This window comes from Nonomuraea sp. NPDC049141 (genome assembly GCF_040648415.1).
GTDB lineage: Bacteria > Actinomycetota > Actinomycetes > Streptosporangiales > Streptosporangiaceae > Nonomuraea.
In genome coordinates this window covers 1-17,593 of the sequence record NZ_JBEZDR010000050.1, presented here as the reverse complement: position 1 = coordinate 17,593, position 17,593 = coordinate 1, and the positions used below count along the sequence as shown (strand labels likewise).

The following is a 17,593-nucleotide window of genomic DNA, read 5'->3' as shown; positions in this document are numbered from 1 at the left end:
GACTTGCCATCGGCGAATCCGGTGGGGATGGCGAACCACTCATGCCAGCCACCATTGGTGGAGATCGACGGCGACCAGAACGTCGACATCACATGACCGTCAGGCGCGATGGTGAACAACTGGATCTGGCCATTGATGGTCGTGAACGACACCGTCGCGTTGAGAGCCGTCTTGCCATCGGCGAATCCGGTGGGGATGGCGAACCACTCATGCCAGCCACCATTGGTGGAGATCGACGGCGACCAGAACGTCGACATCACATGACCATCTGAACCGATCCCGAACAGCTGGCTACCGTTCGCCGTCACCACCGACCGCACACCCGCCGGCGCGGGCGGGGCGTCGTCGCGGATATTGTTGTAACGGATCGGTGTGTAGCCGCTGGCGTACGCCGCCGACCAGACTCGTTCAATGGTGGGAGAGCCGTCGGGCCCTGCCTGTTCACGGACAACCGGCTTGGTTTGTTGGGCGTCGTCCCATCTGACGAAGAGCGCTATGTGCGAGTCCACATCGTTGAGCGCGTCTCCGGGCTTGAGGTCGGCCCTGGCGATGGTGTGTGAGACGAGGTGGATGTCGAAGGTGGTGTACGAGCGGCTCAGGCCCCAGGCCATGGAGATGAAGCCGGAGCAGTCGGTCCGGTAGCTGCCGTACTGGTTGCTGTGGCAGGCTGACTGGCTGTACGGCACGCGAGCGGTGATCCAGCTCTGGGCTCGCACCAGGGCCTGGCTTCGGGTCATCGGCTGGTTGGTGTAGTCGCCGCAATTGAATAGGACGCCTACCTCGCCCTTGCGCTGGTCTGAGGCTGATGGCGTCGGGGTAGGCGATGAGGTCGTTGCGGAGGTCTGTGCGGTGCTTGGGTCGGTCGGGCTAAGGCGGGTGGTCGCGGGCGAGGCCATCGCTGGCGATGGAAGCGCCATGAGCGTGGCGAAGACGGCCGCGAGCACGATCGTGATGGCTAAGGCTAATGTGCCTGCCTTGACAGGTGGTCGTTTGACGTGCCGGAGCAACAGCTGTGGTTGGTTCATGCGATGAGACTGCGCTCGTGGGCTTCAGCTTTGCTTCAGCTTCTCATCAGTGAGGTGCCTTAGCTTGACTCTGTCGGAGATCTTGAAAGTGGAGTCAGCTGCCGAGGGTTTGCCAGGACTTCGACCGGGGGATCCCCTGCTGGTCCAGGAAGGTCTGGAAGGCGGTCGGCTGTCTCCCTGAAGAGGTTTCCTCGGTAACTGACCGGCCACTGAGTCGCTCGATGTTCACGGCGATGGCCGTGAGTACGTGTTGCAGGTGGGCTTTCGGCTGTCCTCGGTAGCGGCAGCGGCGCATGCCGTGTCCATGGGCGAACTCGTTGATGGTGCCCTCCACTCCGGAGCGAATCGCATAGCGGGCCTTCCAGTCGTGCGTCTGCTGTTCAGCGCGGACGCGGACTTGCAGGTCGCGGAGTTCTCGTGGGGGAAAGCCCACGTTCCGGGCGCTCTCACGGGAGCTGGTGCACCGGGGGCGGTCCGGACACGGCTGGCACTGGCTTTTGGTGAACCGCGCAACGATCAGGGGTGCCGCAGTGGGCGAGGAGGTCGGGTAGGGGCCGTGCCGGCCCTGGCTGACCTTGCCCTGTGGGCAGGTGACTTGTCGGCGGTCGAAGTCGATGCGGAAGTCGTCCCGGTCGAAGGCTTCGTTCCTTCGGTGCTGGCGGGTGGGGTTGCCCGGCAGCGGCCCGCTGAGGGTGACCTGGTGTTCGCGGGCGGCTCGTTCCAGGTGGACCAGGGAGGTGTAGCCGCCGTCGACCAGGTGCTCGGCTGGCAGCAGTCCACGACGCGCCAGACGGGTGTGGATGCCGGGCAGGGCTTGGGCGTCGTTCGTGGCGGCCGAGGTGGTGGCGACGTCCGTGATCACATTGACGCTGTCGGGGGCAAGCGTCTCGGTGAGATGGGCGGCGAATCCCTTCCAGCGGATGATGTGCCCGTGACGGACATAGCGCGCCGTGGTGTCGTGGGGAGAGACGATCGCTGAGGAGGAAGGCGGCAGCCCGCCGTCATCAGCGGTGCGCCAGCACAGGCGGCCTGCCGTGTCGCGGTAGTAGTTCTGGACGACGATCTGCCGCAATGTCTCGGCCTGCGGGCCAAGCCGGTAGCCCGGTCCATGCCGGTGGAGATGCTCCAGCAAGCGGCAGGCGTCGTCGCCGGCGGCGAGGATTCGGGTCTTGGGCCGGGTGGGGTTCTTGCCCAGACGGACCGGACGGCCGTATCGGCGCCCCCAGTCCTCGTCGACCAGGCCGACCAGCAGATGCCCGGCCGTGCGGGCCGCTTCCTCCAGCGCTGCACGGATCGACTCGGTGATCAGTTCCAGCCGGGTCAGGTCGCGCACCGCGGCCAGGACGTGGGTAGAGTCGGTGCGCTGCGTGGTGCGCTCGCGTACGAGTCCGGCCTCTTTCAAGCGGGTGAGCGCCAGATCGAGGAGACAGTCGGCGCGGTCGTCATGGGTGAGGCGCTCGCGGAAGTCGGACAATACGCTGTGGTGGAAACCGGTATCGCCTAACTCCATGGCCAGGGCGTATTTGAAATCGATGCGGCAGCGGACCGCTTCCGCCGCCTGCCGGTCCGACAGACCGAGCAGGAACTGCAGCACACAGACGGTGGCTAGCTGGGCGGGCGAGAGACCGGGACGGCCGTCACGTGGGTACCAGTCGGCGAAGTCCTCGTCGTGTCACAGCCCGTCCAACCGATCCCGCACCCACATCGCCGTCGTTCCCCTCGGATTGCTCGCCCGTGCAACCTGCACGGTCAGAGGGGGAACTTGCTCACCGGAACGGGGACGGACGGACAACGCGCACCTCGTTAACTGGGTCGGCCTACACCACAGCCACGAGCCTGCCTGCTGATCATGTTGCTCCACCGGGGATCCCCAAGATCCCCGACAGAGTCAAGCTTAGGGCGATGGCGATCCTGCTTCGAGAGTCGAGCCACCCGGTCGACATCGACGGGCGAGTTCGGCGGGCGCATGAGAAGGCCCACGGCTCCGCGCGATGGATAAGGCCTCCTCGCGCGGGTCCTCCTGCTCGCGGTGCTCGTCGACGAGAGACAGCAGATCTGTCACGAGACCGGGAGTAATGCGGTCGACGTCGGCTTGGAGGTTGTAGCGCAGGGCGTCCGGGGCGACGTAGCCGCTGTCGACCAGGTGCTCGATGAGGGCCAGGCCAGCGTGGATGGCGTCGAGGACGTCGATGTCCTGGACAGGCGCGGGCTGGTGACGACGTGCACGATCACGTTGGGCCGGTCGTCATCGCAGGTCTCGCTCTGGTGGTCGCGGTAGCCGACCCACTCGGCCTTCGTGGTCGTCTTTCCTTCTTTGCCGACCGCGAGAATGGTCGGTGACGAGGACAGATATGCGTTCGACCGAGACAGGCTCATGCCCATATGGCATGCCTTATCGGCCGCTGCCACGTTGATACCAACCAGGTGCGACGTTGACCGCTGGTCACCCGAGGGGCGCGCTCGTGGGCCGACCCCTGCATGGTCTGGACGTGGACGGGCGCAATAGGGTGCACCCATGTCCGCCCCCACGCCGGCGACGCCCAGCGTCACCGAGGCTAACCCTGCCTCGGCCGTACCCCCGATCGCCTGGGCGCTGATAGTGGCGATGGGCGTCGCGCTGGGGGTCGTCCTGCTGGCCGTGAGCGCTCGGTACGGCTACCACCGCGACGAGCTGTACTTCCGGGTCGCCGGGCGGCACCTGGACTGGGGGTATCCTGACCAGCCGCCGTTGCTACCGTTGCTCGTCCGGGGCGTGACGGCGCTGTTCGGCGACTCGCTGATCATGCTGCGGCTCCCGGCGGACCTGGCTTCCGCCGCGGGCGTGGTGATCGCCGGTCTGACGGCGCGCGAGATGGGGGGCGGCCGCCGCGCACAGCTGCTCACTGCCGCGGCTTACGCGGTCTGCCCGTTCGTCGCCGCCAGCGGCCACACCTTCTACACGGCGACGATGGATCTTTTCCTCTGCACGACGCTGGTGTGGCTGGTGGTCCGCTGGGTGCGGACGCGGGATCAGCGGATGCTGCTCGCCGTGGGGGCCGTGACGGCCCTGGCTGCGAACGTCAAGTACCTGGTCGTCTTTCTTATTGCCGCCATCGTCGCCGGCTTGCTGATCAACGGGCCGCGCGATTTTCTGCGCCGCCCGGCGCTCGCGGTCGGTGCGGCGGTGGCCGTGATCGCCGTGATCCCTGGGCTGATCTGGCAGGCCCGCCACGGGTGGCCGCAGCTGGAGATGGCCCGCGCGATCGCAGAGGATGGCGCTTTCGCCGGGCGGCCTGGATTTCTCCCGTTCCAGGTGCTCCTCACCGGAGTGGTGCTGTCGTGGCTGTGGATCTACGGGCTGTGGCGGCTGTTCCGCTCCCACGAGCTCGCGCCATACCGGTTCCTCGGCTACGCCTATCTGTTGCTGATCGTCGTGTTCCTCGTCACCGCGGGGAAGCCGTACTACCTGTCGGGCTTCTGGGCTGCGCTGTGGGCTGCGGGGGCGGTCGAGGTCGAGCGCCGGGGCGCGCCGCGCGGCGCGGGTTGGGTGGTTTCCGCTCCGGCGTACGTCATGACCGGCGTCGTGACCGTAGCACTCACGCTGCCCGTCTATCCGGTCGACTGGCTCGCCCGCACCCCGCAGCCGTACATCAACGCGGACTCCGCCGAGACCGTCGGCTGGCGGGAGTTCGCCGCCGAGGTGGCCCGCGTCTATCGGGCGCTGCCAGCCGCCGACCGCTCCCTCACGACCATCGTGGCGGGGAACTACGGCCAAGCCGGAGCGCTCGACCGCTACGGTCCGGCGCTCGGCCTGCCCCGGGCATACAGCGGCCACAACGGGTTCTGGTACTTCGGACGCCCCGCCGACACGGATGGCCCCACCATCTTCGTGGGCCCGGAGGGCGAGGACGGTGCGGCGTATCTGCACAGGTTCTGGACCGACGTAACTGTCGCGGGCCGGTTCGACAACGGCGTCGACCTCGACAGCCAGGAGCAGGGCAAGCCTGTGTGGGTGTGCCGCGGGCATCGGGCGTCATGGACGGTGCTGTGGCCGCAGTTCAAGCAGTTGGGCTGAGCGCTGCGTCAGCTCTCACTGGGTTCGAAGATCACGCTGGGGGAGGCGGCCGACTCGGTCAGGAACGCTCTGCCAGCAGCTCCTCTTTCAGATCGCCAAGAACGACTCGGCCAGAGCGTTGGTGTGTCCTGCAGACGACTGAGAGGATTTTCGATGTAGAAAACGATGTTTTCCAGTCGTCGTGCTGTTGTGGAGATGGAGGCAGGTCCTTCGGCATCGGCATGCAGGTGCGGGTGTCAAACCGCCACGAGCTGCTGCGGTGAATGAGTCGTGGTGGTGAGCGTCGTGGAAAAGCCACACATGATGTGGCAGGTGTGGGCCGTGTCCGTGGCCATGTAAAAGTGGCTCTGGCACAAAGACCGATCTTTGTGCCAGAGCCGTAAAAGTCCCCGCAGGTGGCCAGTTCGAGGTCGCCATTGATGGCCGGTTTAGGTCCCCGCCTGTCCTTCGCGCTGGTTCGCGTGTCGTGGGGCGGTGTGTGCCCTGAGCGGTGATCGTGACGGTGTCAGCCAGTCACGAGATCACCGCTCAGGGGGTCTGCCCGGCCATGAAGTCTTCGGGGGAGATCATGGACATCATCGCCGCCTACCGCGAGGTAGGCACCTATCGCGGGGCCGCCGAGGTGTGCGGCACCACGCACAAGACCGTCAGACGCATCATCGAAAAGGCGCTGGCCGACGGCAAGCCGCCGAGCCGTAAGCGGCGCGATCACAACTACGACGCGGTCGCCGATCTGGTGAGTGAGAAGATCAAGGCCATCGCCGGGAAGATGTCGGCCAAGCGGCTGCTGCCGCTGGCCCAGGCCGCCGGATACGCCGGGTCGGCGCGCAACTTCCGCCGCCTGGTGGCCGAGGCGAAGAAGTCCTGGCGGCGCGGGCATCATCGCGGGCGCCGCCCGGCGATCTGGACACCGGGGCAGATGCTGGTCATCGACTGGGGCGATGCCGGCGGCGGGCTGCACGTGTTCTGCACGTGTTCTGCGCGGTGCTGGCCTGGTCGCGGGTGCGGTTCGTGCGTTTTGCCGGCAACCAGCGCGCCACCACCACGCTGGCGCTGCTGGCCGAGTGCTTTGAGACGCTCGGCGGGGTGCCGCAGGTGGTGCTGGCCGATCGGATGGGCTGCCTGAAGGGCGGCGTGGTCGCCAACAAGGTCATCCCCACCAGCGACTACGTGCCTTGTCCGCGGGCCAGCGAGCAAGGAATGTCACCTTGTGAGACGGTGGCCCCGCCATTTCACGTCGACACACCGTAACCCCAAAGCCACAATCCGCTAAGCGGGATAGATGCCATAAGTCCTGACCGGGGTATACGCCCGCGGCGACCTTGTCGCCACGTTCGGCCTCCCGCCCACCTTGCCGGATTTTCCCGTACCAGGATCGCGCATGAGTGCGTAGCCACCGCCCAGGAATGCGCGAAACTCCGGCGGGCTACCGGTGTGCGGTCTTCGAGGCGTAGTACCGTCGCGACTTCACCTGGTTCCCGCACATCGCCATGCTGCACCAGCGGCGGCGGCCGTTGCGGCTGGTGTCCAGGAACAGCCATCCGCACGAGGGACACTCTCCCACCCGCCCCAAAGGGCCCTCCAGCAACAGCCGCGCGGCGGAGGCCGCAACGGACCACAGGATCGGACGAGCCGATCGTTGCCCCGGCCAGCGCAGGACGTGGCCGACGCCCTCGTGGTGGAGGTGTAGATGGGCAGACTGCAGCGCCGCCGCGTAGGCGTTCATGATGACGGCGACATCGCCGGGCTCGGGCCGCCGCTGCGCGGCGATCGCCGAGAACATGCGGTACACGGACTCGCGCAGGTTGATCGCCTCGCTGAGCGCGACCCCGCCTCCGCCGACCGGGACATCCGACGGATGGGCTCCAGACGCGCGCGCCCAGGTAAGCAACCCCTCCATCGTCACCAACCGGTCGCCATGGCCTTCCGGCCGCTTGGTCACGGTGTTGGCGAAGTCCAGGCAGAGACAGTTGCCGACCAGCTCAGTTGCGCTCACACCCGGAATTATCTCACTACTCAACCAGCCTTGACAGGTTGGATGATGCAGAACAGAATTCTCACCATCAAATCTGCGAATACCGGTTAGCTGAGGCTCTGATGCACCGACGACCAGCGTTGCTCGACGCTCCTTCCAACCTGGGCCTACGGCCACCCGCACCGGGGACCGTGCCCGGGTGTTACAAGCTGCCCGGAGCCCTGCGCGACTGCGGTCTGCAACGCCGCCTGGACGCCGAGGACGCCGGCTGCGTCACTCCTCCTCGCTATGACCGGGGCGCATGGCAGACGGGCGACGGGGTGTTCAACGCCGCCGCCATGGCCACGTACACGGTGAGTCTGGCCAACCGGGTCGGCGCGTTGCTGAAGGACGATCGATTCCCGATCATCCTCGGCGGGGACTGCAGCATCCTGCTGGGCACCACACTGGCGCTCGCCCGGCGAGGCCGCTACGGCCTGGTGTTCATCGATGGCCACGACGACTTCCGGCACGCCGGGAACTCGTCGAACATCGGCGCCGCCGCAGGAGAGGACCTGGCCCTGGTCACCGGGCGGGGCCAGGCGGATCTGACCGACATCGAGGGCCGCCGCCCTTACACGCGGGATTCGGATGTAGTCGTGGTGGGCGTCCGGGACGCGGACCCGAATCAGGACGAGCTCGATGACCTCGGCATTCCCGTCTGGAATGTCAGCCGGATCCGGCAGGAGGGCCCCGCCGTGATCGCGGGTGCCGCGATCACGCATCTCGAGCGGGCGGAGCTGGACGGCTTCTGGGTGCATCTCGATGCCGACGTGCTCGATCCCCGCGTGATGCCGGCCGTCGACTCACTCGATCCCGGCGGACTGGAGCACGGGGAACTCGTGTCGCTGCTGTCCCCCCTGCTGGCTGCGCCGGGCTGCGCCGGGCTCCAGGTGACCATCTTCGACCCCGACCTCGACCCGGACGGCCGGCTCGCTCAGGACATGATCGACACGTTGATCGCTTCCCTGCGCGGCTGAGAATTAGGAGACTCCTCGTGCTTCCCTGGTTCGCCGACCTCGCCGGTCGCCTCGACCACCATGTCATCGACAGCCGTGCGCTCCGGGGCAACCCGCTGGGCGACCCCCATGAGCGACCGCTCTGGGTCTACGTGCCGCCCGGCTACGACGACGACCCCACCAAGCGCTATCCCACTGTGTACGTCATCCAGGGCTTCACCGGCCACATCGCTATGTGGGCCAACCGAACCCCGTTCCGGCGACCCTACCCTGAGCTGGCCGACGAGGTCTTCGTGACCGGAGACGTGCCCCCGGCGATCGTCGTCTACGTCGACGCGTGGACGGCCTACGGCGGCAGCCAGTTCCTGGACTCCCCCGGAACTGGGCGCTATCACACCTATCTCTGCGAAGAGGTAGTGACCTGGGTCGACGCCCGCTACCGGACGATTCCCACGCGCGACATGCGGGCGATCACAGGGAAGTCGAGCGGTGGGTACGGCTCCATGGTGACGGCCATGCTGCGCCCGGAGGTGTTCGGCGCACTCGCCACCCACGCCGGGGACGCGCTCTTCGAGACCTGCTACGTGCCGGAATTCCCGAGCAAGGTGCGCACCCTGCGCGACCTGTATGGCGGGTCGTACGACGCCTTTCTGGCCGATTTCCGCAGCCGGATCCCCCTGACCAAGCCCAACGACGAACTCCTCATCGAGATCTACGGCTACGCCGCAGCGTACTCCGCCGACGACGATGGCAAGGTCCACCTGCCCTTCGACGCCAACGGCGCCCTCGTACCCGACGTCTGGGAGCGCTGGCTCGCTTGGGACCCGGTCCGCATGGCCCGGCAGGAGCGATATGCCGAGGCGCTCCAGTCCATGCGGGCCATCTGGATCGACGCTGGCAACCGGGACGAATTCCACCTCGACCTCGGCGCAACCGCGTTCCACCAGGCTGTCCTGGGTGCCGGAGCGCCCAAGGAGCGGGTCCACTTCGAGCTGTTCGACGCCGGGCACGGCGCGATCGAGTACCGGTATCCCCTGGCGCTCGCCTGGCTGTGCCAGCAGCTCGCCTCGTGACCCGCTCCTGACAGGCCGACGAAACCGGCGGCGAAGATCCGTTCACCAAGGAGAGTAACAATGCACTCGACATCCCTGGGCGACGGCGGCGCCGAGTTGCGGCCGCTCGACCATGGCAGGCAGAGCAGCTCCTGGCTCACATCGATCGGGGACGGGAGTTCATAGGGCGATACATCGCGCTGCCCGACGTCGTGATGGGTCTCACGTCAAGCCGCTCGCTTCTTCAGGCGTACGCGGACGACATCCGTGCGGTCACCGAGCGGGCCGCCCCCGGCGGCGCCAAGGTAAAGGTGATCTTGAGATCGCGTACCTAGCTCAGGAGGAGAAGGTCCGCGGCTGCCGGCTCGCCGAACAGGCTGGTGCGGATTTCGGTCAAGACCTCGACGGGATTCGCGCCGGGCGGCGTGACCCTGGAGGATGTCCGTCTGATGCGGGCAACGGTATCGCCGAAGATCGGCGTCAAAGCCGCCGGCGGTATCCGCACCCCGGACATCTTGCTCGAGATGGCCGAAGCGGGGGGTTGCGCGCTTCGGAGCCACCGCCACCGCTACGATTCTTGACGATCTCATTCAGCGGCGCGCAGCGATAAGCGCGTAGACCAGAAGTTGCGCCCTACTCGCTTTCCGCCGGAGCGTCGGATCCGTGGGCCTCGGTGGGGTTTCTGCCGACCGCACTCCTTAGTGCATGGTCCGGCTGTGTGAGCACAGCTTCGGCTGATGTTGTGTTCGTGACGTTGTGCTCATCTGTCCCAGTTACCTGATGCATTGATCGCAGTATTGCTGTTGATCGATAGTCGAAGGAGTCTCTCGTGAAGGCATTGGTCGTCACCGCGTTCGGTGGCCCGGCCGTTCTTCGGCTGGCTGAGCTACCAGATCCGCAGGCCGGGCCTGGCCAGGTTCGTATCGCCGTCCATGCTGCGGGGACCAACCCCGTCGACGCTGGCAATCGATCTGACGGTACGTGGGCGGGGCTCGCTCCTGGCTGCATTCTCGGATACGAAGTCGCTGGTGTGGTTGACCAAGTCGGTCTTGGCGTGCGCGAGGTGCGGATCGGCGACCGGGTCATGGCGATGACATCGTTTCCCGGCGGTGGCGGCGGCTACGCCGAGCTGGCGGTGGTCGGCGCCGATATGGTCGCACCGATAGCGGGGGAGTGCTCGTTCATCCAGGCGGCGTCCGTACCCCTTGCGGGCGGCACCGCGTACGAGATCCTGCGGCGGCTACAACTGCCGCGCGGGGCCTCGGTGCTGGTGCACGGCGCTAGCGGCGGGGTCGGTACATTCTTCGTGCAACTGGCGACGAGCGCCGGTCTTCGTGTCATCGCGGTCGGCGGCTACCGCTCACATAAGCTGCTCACCGAACTCGGCGCTTGGCACTGCATCGACTACCGGACCACCAAGGTGGCACCGGCGGCGCTGGCGGCCGCAGGCGGACCAGTCGACGCTATCGTGGATCTCTTCGGCGGGACGGTGCTTCGAGACAGCCTTTCGGCGGTACGCTCCCACGGCCAGCTGGCCTCGATCGAGACTCCGGATCTGGATCTGGATCCGGTCATCGACGCCAACCTGACCTTCCACGGCATCCTTTTCCAAAATGACGGCCCCCGCATCCAGGCACTGGCCAAACAACTTGGTCGTACGATCCATCCGGTCATCGCTGCGACTTTCCCGCTGCAGCGCGCCGCCGAGGCGCATCAGCTCTTGGAGAGCCAACATAGCCGTGGAAAGATCATCTTGGTGGTACGGGGCACGTGACCTCGGCCTACAGTCGTACCCGCACCTGCCGAAATCTCATCCGTGCAGTGAAGCCGCACGTGGAGACTGAGGTGCCTCGATGTCATCGCGGGCCACCAGCTGATGGTGGTCCCCTCCGGTCGGCTCGATCGTCAGCGCGGTGAGCTCTGCGATGCGCGTCGCCAGTGGAGCCCCGGGAGGCTGGGGTCGGCAGATCAGCGGGATGCGCCTGGCTATCCTGGGGTTCATCACGCCGAGCCCCTTTTATGGTCAGTCGACGACGAGGCGGCTGTGGAGTTTGTCGATGATGAAGCGTGGGGCGGTAGCCTTCAGCAACTCGCGCGTGGCATCGGTGGCCATGCGAACTCGGGGGCTGGTGCGTCGTTGCCGTAGTCGCGGGCCCACTCGTCGATCGCGGCGGTGACGTCTTCGGCGAGTGCCTTGGCGCGTGGGTCGTGGCCGATGACGCCGATCTCCCAGAACCGTCCGTCGGTGTCTTCGCCTTCGCGTATGGTCAGGTAGGCCAAGGTGGCGTCGTCCAGCGCTGCCATGGAGCCCCAGGCGAAATGCGGTGCGCATCCGGAGCGCTGGCCGCGCAGCCGGGACAGGCCATTGGCCAGGACGCACGCCAGCCACAGGTAGACCCCTGCCAGGGCGCATGTCCACAGGACGGTGTGGTCGGCGTCTTCGCGCATGATCGAGAAGCGTGGAGTGGCGGCGGTAGCGTTTGCCTCCTGCCCTGGTTCAGGTGGTAACTCGGGCCAGCACTATTCCTTCGACTATGAGGGCGAGCGCTACCGTCCCGCCTACTGAGATGGGGTCGTCGTTGACCGGGATGCCCAAGGTGATCGCGCCAGCGGTACCGATGCCGGTGAAGACGACGTAGGCGGTGCCGACGGGCAACGTGTTCATCGCCTGTGACAGCAGCCAGACGCCAGGTGCTGGCCGCCCAGAACCTGACCAAGGTCAACGGCTTCTACGCCGGCAGGCCCGCCGTTCCCACCGGCAAGCTCATCCTCGACGCACTGGCCAGCATCCGGCTGATCCCGGGCACCGGCCACTCACCCCCGACCATCCCGCAACCCACCGACCTCCAACTCCATCTGCTGGACCTCCTCGACATCGATCCACGAGACCTCCGCTGAACGTCACTCACGTGCGAGAAGGGGGGCTAGTCGCGCTATCTAATGATCTCGTACTTCAGCTTACCTTGACAGGCAAGCACAGACTTGCTTAACGTCTTCGCTGTGAGCGACGTCTTCAAGGCCTTGGCCGACACCACGCGCCGGACGATCCTCGACGAGCTGACCGACCGCAACGGACAGACGCTTTTCGAGATCTGCGCCCGACTGGTTACCAAGCATGGGCTCGGTTCGTCGCGGCAGGCGATCTCGCAGCATCTCGACGTTCTCGAGGCTGCCGGCCTGGTCGAGACCAGGCGCGAGGGCCGGTACAAGTTCCACTACATCAACACCGGGCCGCTCGAACCGATCATCGAGCGGTGGCTCAACAAGCCCGAAAAGGACGCCGACGGCCGCCTGGACGGCGGCGTCGATACAGACCGGAAGAGGGGGGCGACATGAGAATCAACCTGGCGAGCGTGCTCGTCGACGACCAGGAGAAGGCGCTGCGCTTCTACACCGACGTGCTGGGTTTCGTGAAGAAGCACGACGTCCCGCTCGGCGAGCACCGGTGGCTGACCGTGGTGTCCCCGCAGGACCCGGACGGCACCGAGCTGGTGCTCGAACCCGGCAGCCACCCGGCGGTGCAGCCGTTCAAGGAGGCGCTCGTCGCCGACGGCATCCCCTACACCTCTTTCGCCGTCGACGACGTCAAGGCCGAGTACGAGCGACTACGCGGCCTCGGCGTGCGCTTCACCCAGGAACCCGCCGACATGGGGCCGGTGACCACCGCCGTGCTCGACGACACCTGCGGCAACCTCATCCAGATCCAACAGTCGCTCTCCGCAGGCTGACATCTCAGCCACCGCACCATGAAGAAAGGAAAGTCAACCCCGTGAACGCAACACTTCACACAATCAACGACCGTCCGATGCTTCGTTTCCAGCGCCTAGTTCCTTACCCGGTGGAGCGAGTATGGCAAGCCGTTATCGTCCCAGCCGAACTGGAACGTTGGTTCCCGGCCGCCGCTAACTGGAAGCCTGAAGCCGGTGAGCTTTTCGAAGCTGGAGGTCAAAAAGGAGAAATCACCGAACTCGTCCCCCTAAACATCATCGCCTGGACCTTCGCCGGCGAGCTGTACCGAATCGAACTCCAAGCTGACACCGACGGCTGCCTCCTCACCTTCACCTACACATTCGACGACCGCCCCGCCGCCGCCCAATGGGCCGCTGGATGGGACACGTACCTCAACCGCCTCGAACCCTATCTCGCTGGCGGCTTCCTCTCCGAAGAGGAAGCACACGAGGGGTTTGTCGAACGAAACGACCACTACGCGGAACGCTTCGGCCTCGACCCGGAAGTAGGCCGAGAATTCTGGCGAGCACGCACAAGCTAAATTCCGGTACCGAGCCGACGGACCCCGCATCCCCGAGGACGGCGAGGAGTACGACCTCGAGATCCACGGCTTCACCCTGGGAACACCGCGACTGACCCCCCACGATCAGACGGTTGGGCGTGCCCGAAGCGGGGGCTTTGCAGCCCCCAGCTCCGCGAACCGGAGCACCCATCCGCGCGAATCTGTCTGTCGCGGACTCTCGTCGTTCGCGCGGATGGGCATCCCGGCCCGTGGTGAAGGTGGGCGGGGAAGTGCTAACGCGGGTGCCAACAACGGTCCCGGACGGACCTGTGGGAGAGAGCGGCTCGGGCGGTCGATGCCGTCGGCCAGGTTCCTGCCGAAGAGATCCGGTTCTCACCTGAGCCTGGATTCGCGGCTAGATTTCTCGTGATCATTTCTCGGTCCAATTCCTCGAGGAGAACCGCTCTTGTAGGTAGAGACTCGGTTGCGGGGGTGAGGGACTCTGCGCTAGCCGAATACCCCATCCATGCAGTTAGAGCCGCATGTGAGTGCTCATGGAGGACACCGCCAAGCACCGCCAAGCCGGGCTAGTCGGCGTACGTTCAGGTCGATGATTCGCGCGGGATCCGTGATCGGAGCCGGGCTGGCACGCAGCGGCGCGGCTTGGGCCAGGGCTTGATGGGCTCGGTGCTGGTTGTAGAACCGTTCGTACTCGCGCAGGGCGTGACGCAGGTGGCATTCGTTACACACTAATTAGAAAGCGCGCTCGGCGGCCCGCATCGTCCAGATCCATCACGAGGTTCTTCATCGCCTGGGTGACCCAGCTCGCGCTCGGGTGCGCGGTGATGCCGAGCACGCGGACGCGCCTGGTGGGGTGCTCGATGACCGCCAGGATGAACTGGCGTTGCCCGGTCAAGGTGATGGTCTCGAGGAAATCGCTAGCCAGCAGGGCGTCGGCTGGGAACGCAGGAAGTCGCTCCCAGATCGTGGACGGTGCGATCGTGATGAGCTCTCCGTGCACACGCCGATAGCCCCAACCGGGGTTCTCGCGTACCAGGCGCAGGATGAGGGCTCGGATCGAGCGTACGGTAGGCGGGCGTCCTGGCTGCTTCGGCTGGCAGGTCCGGGCGTTACGCCGTTTCATCAGATCGCGATGCCAGCGCAGAACGGTGTCCGGCCGGACGAGAAGCCGCAGCCGACGCAAGACCTCGCCGCGGCAGCGATGTTAGGAGAGCGGCGAGAAATCGCTCGGTCCTTGGGCGCGAATCTCCCCCGGTGTCGCCCCCGAACTACCACTCAAGGACGGCGATCTGGTGGCGTAAGGCGAGAATCTCGACGTCCTTGTCCCGATCGCCAATGGGAGCAACCGCAGCGCGGCGAAGGCATTCGTGACGGTCAGGTAGGCCAAGCGAAGGAGCACGGCTGACCATCCTGCCGCACACATTTCCGTCTCCTGGGTGGCCAGTGCCCGCGCACGCCGTACGAAGTTTCACAGAGGCATGACCTGGGTGGATGTAATTATCGGCAGGCGCAGAGTCGGAATACCCCGTGCGCCTCGGGGAGGTCGTGGATCATGCCGGTCAGGATCGACTCTGGGGCCTTGAACCCGAACACGGCGGGATTGCCGATGTTCAGCTTCATGATCTGGCGCCCCTCGGCCTCCAGCTTGTAGGCCTCCTCCAGGATCAGACCGCCGACGTCGTAGCGGACGTGCCGGAGCTTGCTGGATTGGGCTACCTGGCGCATGTGCTCAATATAGCGATTGTGCAAGCACAATATGTGGACGATGGGAAGATTGTACTGTTACTTTTGAGGCTATGGCACAGGACTTCTTCGGGGCGCTGCTCTCAGTCAACGTCGGGGAGGCGAAGCCGATGATCGTCCAAAGGGAGACGATCATCACCGGCTTCAACAAACGCCCCACGGATGGCGCGGTACGGGTCGAGGCGAGTGGCTAGTCACTGACCACCACGTCGACGGTGCGGCCAACCAGACGACAGCGAAGCGACGTCAGGACGACAACGGGTGGCAGAAATGTAGTCACCCAGGGAAATCGCAGCGATCAGCCACACCCGCCGGCAACGACCACTGCTCCTGAGCCAACGCCGATCACACACATCCGGCTCTTGCTCACGGTGTTCTTCTACGCGCCGTCTCTTGGCGCGTCGACAAGCCGAGCCACCGTGCCCATTTCCCAGTGACCTCGGGCTCGTACGGAAAGGAGATGCAACGATGCGCACAGACGCACGACTATCGCGATCCCCTGTAAGTCGAGCCTGCTTAGCGGGATGGCACGACGAAGGCCATCAGCCACGTGGACCGTTCATCAGGAAAGCGCGGACGCCGTTCCGATCCGTGCTGGCCTATGCCCCGTCCGAGGTCAGTGCATTCGGCGTGAGCGCGGTCAGCAGCATCTTCGCCGATCGGAGCCACCTGGGATTCCCCCGGCTCGACTTCGCCGTCTGCACCGACCAGCCGGGCATCCTGAGCACTGGCCTGGGCATGCTCCTGCCCGTGGAGCACGGGCCGGAGGCGATGGCGAACGCCGATCTGATCATCGTGCTGCCCACCGACCGTCGACCACTCAGCCTGTCCCAAGCCGTCAGCACGGCGATCGTCGACGCGTTCCACCGAGGAGCCCTCATCGCGGCCTATTGCAGCGGCTCCTTCCTACTCGCCGAAACCGGCCTGCTCGACGGCCTGCGCGCCGCCACCAATCGGCGCCTGTCCGGCCACCTGGCCCAGCGCCATCCGACAATCACCGTAGAAACCGACGTCCTGTACGTCGACGAAGGCCAGATGATCACCGGTGCCGGTGCAGCCGCCGGCATCGACATGTGCCTGCACCTGCTGCGCCGCGAACACGGCGCGGCCGTCTCCAACGCCGTGGCCAGGGAATGGATGCTCGCACCCCGCCGCGAGAGCGGACAGACACAATACGTTCCGAGCCCTTCCGAGATCGGCACCCGGTCGCACGCCGACGACGAGGACACTCGCCTGGCCGACCTGCTCGTCTGGGCACGCACCCGCCTGAACCAGCCCATGACCGTTAACGAACTGGCCAAACAAGCCTTGATGAGCTCTCGCACCTTCGCCCGCCGCTTCCGGGCCGCAACCGGCACCACACCCCACGCCTGGCTGACCGATCAGAGGCTTGACCTCGCGGAAGAACTTCTGGCGACCACCACCTTGTCGATCCAGGAGATCACTGGACAAGTAGGTCTCCGTTCCAACGCTGTCCTACGCGCCCAGTTCATCAAACGCCACGGCATCCCCCCCACCGCCTACCGCCAAAACCGCGACACGCCGGCGAGCAAAGACCATGTCGGTGAGTCGCAAGAGGTCGTAGGAAGATGACCGCCGCACGAGATCCGTATGGGTACCTGGCATGGTCTGCGTCCTACGGAATGGCCGTCTGCTCACCGACGAGCGTAGGGACGCACTCTCCCACCGAGCGGACAGTGGCATTATCCGAAAGACTGATCGACTGCGGGGGCGCCGGACGAGGAGTGATCCTGCGCGAGCCGGTATGCACCCATCGCTGGAGCTCGACGTGAACCATTTCTCCCCGCAGAGAACTGCCGCAGCCCTGGCCGTGTTGTTCGTGGCCACGTTCGTGCTGGGCAGCGTCGAGAGGATCATGTCCAGTGTGCCGGACCAGCTCAGCGACGACATGGGGACGCCGTTCAACGCGGCCGGAACCGCCTACACACTAGGGCTGGTCGTCGGTGGGCCGCTGCTGACCGTCGTGAGTATCCGCCTGAACCCCCGGCCGTTGCTGCTCCTGTCGATGGCGGCGTCCGTGCTGGTCATGGTGGCCACGGCGCTGACGTCCGGCGCCGTGCCTCTGCTGGTGGACATGGCCGTCGCTGGCTCCCTGTACTGCCTGTTCTTCGGGGTCGCCTGTGTCGTGGCGGTGTCGATGGCGCCGTTTGCGTGGCTGGGCAGGGCCGTCTCCGTGCTGCTCGGCGGCAGCGCCACGGCGGCCTTGCTGGGTCCGTTGCTGGGCATCTGGCGCGGAAGTGCTGTCCTGGCGGCTCGCTCTGCTCGCGATCGCCGCTGCCGGACTGATCTCGCTGCCGTTCCTGCGGGGCATCCTCCCACCCGTCGACGCCCCATGGGAGTGGGGAGGGGCGTTCCGGTCGGCTTTCGCGCCTCGCCTCCTAGGAGTGTCCTGAAGATCTTGATGGTCTGGCCAGGCCGGGATCGGGGATTCAGACTTGGGTCATGATGGGCCGTCGGAGGGTTCCGGCTGGGC

The 17,593-nt window shown here is 65.9% G+C and carries 19 protein-coding genes and 2 pseudogenes; 14 read left to right on the top strand and 7 right to left on the bottom strand.

The genetic code is table 11. The annotated features are described in order from the left end of the window. Positions 1-1,025, bottom strand: a 1,025-nt coding sequence (locus AB0B91_RS63025) for a hypothetical protein (protein ID WP_358342546.1), incomplete at its 3' end; no start/stop codon positions are given. A 94-nt stretch (positions 1,026-1,119) separates the two neighbouring features. Next, a pseudogene (locus tag AB0B91_RS63020) lies at positions 1,120-2,682 on the bottom strand (IS1182 family transposase); the annotation flags it as partial. A 372-nt stretch (positions 2,683-3,054) separates the two neighbouring features. On the opposite strand from AB0B91_RS63020, the gene AB0B91_RS63015 reads away from it, so the two are divergent. The 3 genes and pseudogenes from AB0B91_RS63015 to AB0B91_RS63005 all read left to right on the top strand — a co-directional run. Beyond that, positions 3,055-3,303, top strand: coding sequence for a hypothetical protein (locus AB0B91_RS63015; RefSeq protein ID WP_358342545.1), 249 nt, complete (start codon positions 3,055-3,057; stop codon positions 3,301-3,303). Positions 3,304-3,540: 237 nt separating this feature from the next. Continuing rightward, positions 3,541-5,079 (top strand): glycosyltransferase family 39 protein, encoded by a 1,539-nt coding sequence (locus AB0B91_RS63010; protein ID WP_358342543.1) that lies wholly within the window; start codon positions 3,541-3,543, stop codon positions 5,077-5,079. A gap of 547 nt (positions 5,080-5,626) precedes the next feature. Continuing rightward, positions 5,627-6,252, top strand: a pseudogene (locus tag AB0B91_RS63005) (IS21 family transposase); the annotation flags it as partial. Positions 6,253-6,505: 253 nt separating this feature from the next. On the opposite strand, the gene AB0B91_RS63000 reads toward AB0B91_RS63005, so the two are convergent. Then, positions 6,506-7,075: an ABATE domain-containing protein gene (locus AB0B91_RS63000; protein WP_358342541.1), complete on the bottom strand. Its 570-nt coding sequence runs from the start codon at positions 7,073-7,075 to the stop codon at positions 6,506-6,508. A 101-nt stretch (positions 7,076-7,176) separates the two neighbouring features. Here AB0B91_RS63000 and AB0B91_RS62995 point away from each other — a divergent pair, with 101 nt between their 5' ends. The 4 genes from AB0B91_RS62995 to AB0B91_RS62980 all read left to right on the top strand — a co-directional run bounded on the left by AB0B91_RS62995 (position 7,177) and on the right by AB0B91_RS62980 (position 10,878). Further along, the gene (locus AB0B91_RS62995; protein ID WP_358342539.1) at positions 7,177-8,073 is read left to right on the top strand and encodes an arginase family protein; all 897 of its coding nucleotides are present in this window, start codon (positions 7,177-7,179) and stop codon (positions 8,071-8,073) included. A 17-nt stretch (positions 8,074-8,090) separates the two neighbouring features. Next, the gene (locus tag AB0B91_RS62990; RefSeq protein ID WP_358342537.1) at positions 8,091-9,125 is read left to right on the top strand and encodes an alpha/beta hydrolase-fold protein; all 1,035 of its coding nucleotides are present in this window, start codon (positions 8,091-8,093) and stop codon (positions 9,123-9,125) included. A 359-nt stretch (positions 9,126-9,484) separates the two neighbouring features. Next, on the top strand, positions 9,485-9,685 hold the full coding sequence (locus tag AB0B91_RS62985) for a hypothetical protein (protein WP_358342535.1): 201 nt from the start codon (positions 9,485-9,487) through the stop codon (positions 9,683-9,685). A 248-nt stretch (positions 9,686-9,933) separates the two neighbouring features. After that, positions 9,934-10,878 (top strand): NADP-dependent oxidoreductase, encoded by a 945-nt coding sequence (locus tag AB0B91_RS62980; protein ID WP_358342533.1) that lies wholly within the window; start codon positions 9,934-9,936, stop codon positions 10,876-10,878. Between the two features lie 308 nt (positions 10,879-11,186). On the opposite strand, the gene AB0B91_RS62975 is transcribed toward AB0B91_RS62980, so the two are convergent. Continuing rightward, the gene (locus tag AB0B91_RS62975) at positions 11,187-11,552 is read right to left on the bottom strand and encodes a hypothetical protein (protein WP_358342531.1); all 366 of its coding nucleotides are present in this window, start codon (positions 11,550-11,552) and stop codon (positions 11,187-11,189) included. A gap of 49 nt (positions 11,553-11,601) precedes the next feature. Further along, entirely contained in the window at positions 11,602-11,769 is a 168-nt protein-coding gene (locus AB0B91_RS62970; RefSeq protein ID WP_358342530.1) for an SMR family transporter, read from the bottom strand. A 5-nt stretch (positions 11,770-11,774) separates the two neighbouring features. Here AB0B91_RS62970 and AB0B91_RS62965 point away from each other — a divergent pair, with 5 nt between their 5' ends. The 4 genes from AB0B91_RS62965 (at position 11,775) to AB0B91_RS62950 (ending at position 13,374) form a co-directional block, all read left to right on the top strand. Next, positions 11,775-12,002, top strand: coding sequence for a hypothetical protein (locus AB0B91_RS62965; protein ID WP_358342529.1), 228 nt, complete (start codon positions 11,775-11,777; stop codon positions 12,000-12,002). Between the two features lie 102 nt (positions 12,003-12,104). Then, on the top strand, positions 12,105-12,440 hold the full coding sequence (locus AB0B91_RS62960) for a metalloregulator ArsR/SmtB family transcription factor (protein WP_358342527.1): 336 nt from the start codon (positions 12,105-12,107) through the stop codon (positions 12,438-12,440). After that, positions 12,437-12,832 carry a VOC family protein gene (locus AB0B91_RS62955; protein ID WP_358342526.1) on the top strand — a complete coding sequence of 132 codons (396 nt, stop codon included), beginning with the start codon at positions 12,437-12,439 and terminating at the stop codon, positions 12,830-12,832. Before AB0B91_RS62960 ends, AB0B91_RS62955 begins: the two co-directional genes overlap by 4 nt. Positions 12,833-12,873: 41 nt before the next feature. Continuing rightward, a complete protein-coding gene (locus AB0B91_RS62950; protein WP_358342524.1) occupies positions 12,874-13,374 on the top strand; it encodes an SRPBCC domain-containing protein in 501 nt (166 codons plus the stop codon). Positions 13,375-14,077: 703 nt separating this feature from the next. On the opposite strand, the gene AB0B91_RS62945 is transcribed toward AB0B91_RS62950, so the two are convergent. Together AB0B91_RS62945 and AB0B91_RS62940 are read right to left on the bottom strand one after the other, a co-directional pair. Continuing rightward, the gene (locus AB0B91_RS62945) at positions 14,078-14,479 is read right to left on the bottom strand and encodes a hypothetical protein (protein WP_358342522.1); all 402 of its coding nucleotides are present in this window, start codon (positions 14,477-14,479) and stop codon (positions 14,078-14,080) included. Positions 14,480-14,853: 374 nt separating this feature from the next. After that, entirely contained in the window at positions 14,854-15,081 is a 228-nt protein-coding gene (locus AB0B91_RS62940; RefSeq protein ID WP_358342520.1) for a hypothetical protein, read from the bottom strand. Between the two features lie 71 nt (positions 15,082-15,152). Between AB0B91_RS62940 and AB0B91_RS62935 the strand changes: the two genes are divergently transcribed. The 3 genes from AB0B91_RS62935 to AB0B91_RS62925 all read left to right on the top strand — a co-directional run bounded on the left by AB0B91_RS62935 (position 15,153) and on the right by AB0B91_RS62925 (position 17,566). After that, a complete protein-coding gene (locus tag AB0B91_RS62935) occupies positions 15,153-15,293 on the top strand; it encodes a hypothetical protein (RefSeq protein WP_358342518.1) in 141 nt (46 codons plus the stop codon). A 397-nt stretch (positions 15,294-15,690) separates the two neighbouring features. Beyond that, the gene (locus tag AB0B91_RS62930) at positions 15,691-16,692 is read left to right on the top strand and encodes a helix-turn-helix domain-containing protein (protein WP_358342517.1); all 1,002 of its coding nucleotides are present in this window, start codon (positions 15,691-15,693) and stop codon (positions 16,690-16,692) included. Between the two features lie 196 nt (positions 16,693-16,888). Continuing rightward, the gene (locus tag AB0B91_RS62925; protein WP_358342516.1) at positions 16,889-17,566 is read left to right on the top strand and encodes a hypothetical protein; all 678 of its coding nucleotides are present in this window, start codon (positions 16,889-16,891) and stop codon (positions 17,564-17,566) included. The last annotated feature ends 27 nt before the right edge of the window (positions 17,567-17,593 follow it).